Source organism: Serratia microhaemolytica (genome assembly GCF_004011885.1).
Classification (GTDB): Bacteria; Pseudomonadota; Gammaproteobacteria; order Enterobacterales; family Enterobacteriaceae; genus Serratia_G; species Serratia_G microhaemolytica.
The window spans coordinates 1-1,439 of record NZ_SBEF01000115.1; the positions used below are offsets into that span (position 1 = coordinate 1).

At 46.8% G+C, this 1,439-nt stretch carries 1 protein-coding gene and 2 pseudogenes; all 3 read left to right on the forward strand.

Annotated features, from left to right (window positions below; all coding sequences use genetic code 11):
- A pseudogene (locus EOJ37_RS14570) lies at nt 1-126 on the forward strand (IS5/IS1182 family transposase); the annotation flags it as partial.
- A 95-nt stretch (nt 127-221) separates the two neighbouring features.
- Nucleotides 222-1,267, forward strand: a pseudogene (locus EOJ37_RS14205) (ISAs1 family transposase); the annotation flags it as partial.
- Between the two features lie 86 nt (nt 1,268-1,353).
- On the forward strand, nt 1,354-1,439 hold an 86-nt coding region (gene tnpA, locus EOJ37_RS15135; protein WP_420820626.1), incomplete at its 3' end, for an IS66 family insertion sequence element accessory protein TnpA.

Sequence of the window (1,439 nt, forward strand, 5' to 3'; positions counted from 1 at the left end):
TTGGAAAGCGAGTTAAAAGCACGCCGTTATATTCCGCATATTCAAGGCAGAAAAGCGGAGTCAGACGCGTTGAAAAAAGAGCCTGGTATGAAAGCCCGCCGCTGGGTGGTTGAACGGACACATAGCTCAGGGCAAGATCACGAATGTTTTTTGAACAAAGCGGGTCGATTTGACGATCAGTTTTCGTTGTGATCTTATACTCTCTTTTAGGAGAGTTAATCATGCCATTCCCATCATTTCAGCGCCATTTCAGTTCACTCCATGACAAAAGACAAAGTGCAAAAATCACTTACCCCCTTTTTGATGTTCTCTTTGGCTCGTTATGTGCGGTAATAGCAGGTGCACAGGGTTGGTGTGACATTCGTGAGTACATGTTGGGTCATCACGCTTGGTTTAAGCAGCAAAAAATGTTTTTGAACGACATTCCTGTCGATGACACGATCGCCAGAATTGTTTCAACCATCAAACCCGAAGCATTCCATGCGTGTTTCCTTAGTTGGATGCAATCAGTCCATATGTTATTTCCCATACCCTAACGAACGGGCAAGTCGTTGCCATAGATGGAAAAACACTGCGAGGCTCGTACGACCGGGAAGACCGTAACAGTACAATTCATATGATTAGCACCTATGCGTCAGCCAATAAACTCATCTTAGGTCAGCTAAAAACAGACCAGAAAAGCAATGAGATCACCGCTATTCCAGCCCTGTTGAGCCTACTTGACCTCCGAGGGACGCTGGTCACGATTGATGCGATGGCGTGCCAAAACCAGATAGCCAGTGCCATTGTTGACCAAGGTGCAAACTACCTACTGGCGGTCAAAAACAATCAGAGCAAACTGGCAAAAGCCATTCGTCATGCTTTTGCAGAACAGCGTTCTGCAATGATAGATAAAGAAAAATTCAAGCCAGAACGTGGGCATGGGCGCGTAGGATCAAGACAATGCCATGTGCTATCGGCAGAGGTGCTGGATGGCGATTTCAGCAGATGGAAAGACTTAACGCGCCTCGTGATGGTCGAAAATTTACCTCTGGTTAAAGGCAAAGCACTCACTTTAGAGTAGCGTTATTACATTAGCTCTAAGGCGTTATCCGCCGAACAGGCCGCCAACGCAGTGAGAGAGCACTGGGGGATCGAGTCCATGCACTGGGTTCTGGATGTCAGCATGAATGAGGATGCCTGCCAGATTTATAAAAATAGTGGTGCTGAAAACCTCTCCTGCTTACGCCATATCGGATTGAACATGCTGCGTAAAGAGCCAACGAAGCGTAAACATCCGGCCATCTCACCTTGTCAGCTTCGTTGACCACGATCATTATTCTCGCCATCACATCCTCTGCTTGAGAATAAACCATGCCATACACCAAACAGCAAAAACAGCAGCATCTTGATAACTGGCGAAACAGCGGACTCTCCCAATCCGCTTACTGTCGCGAAAA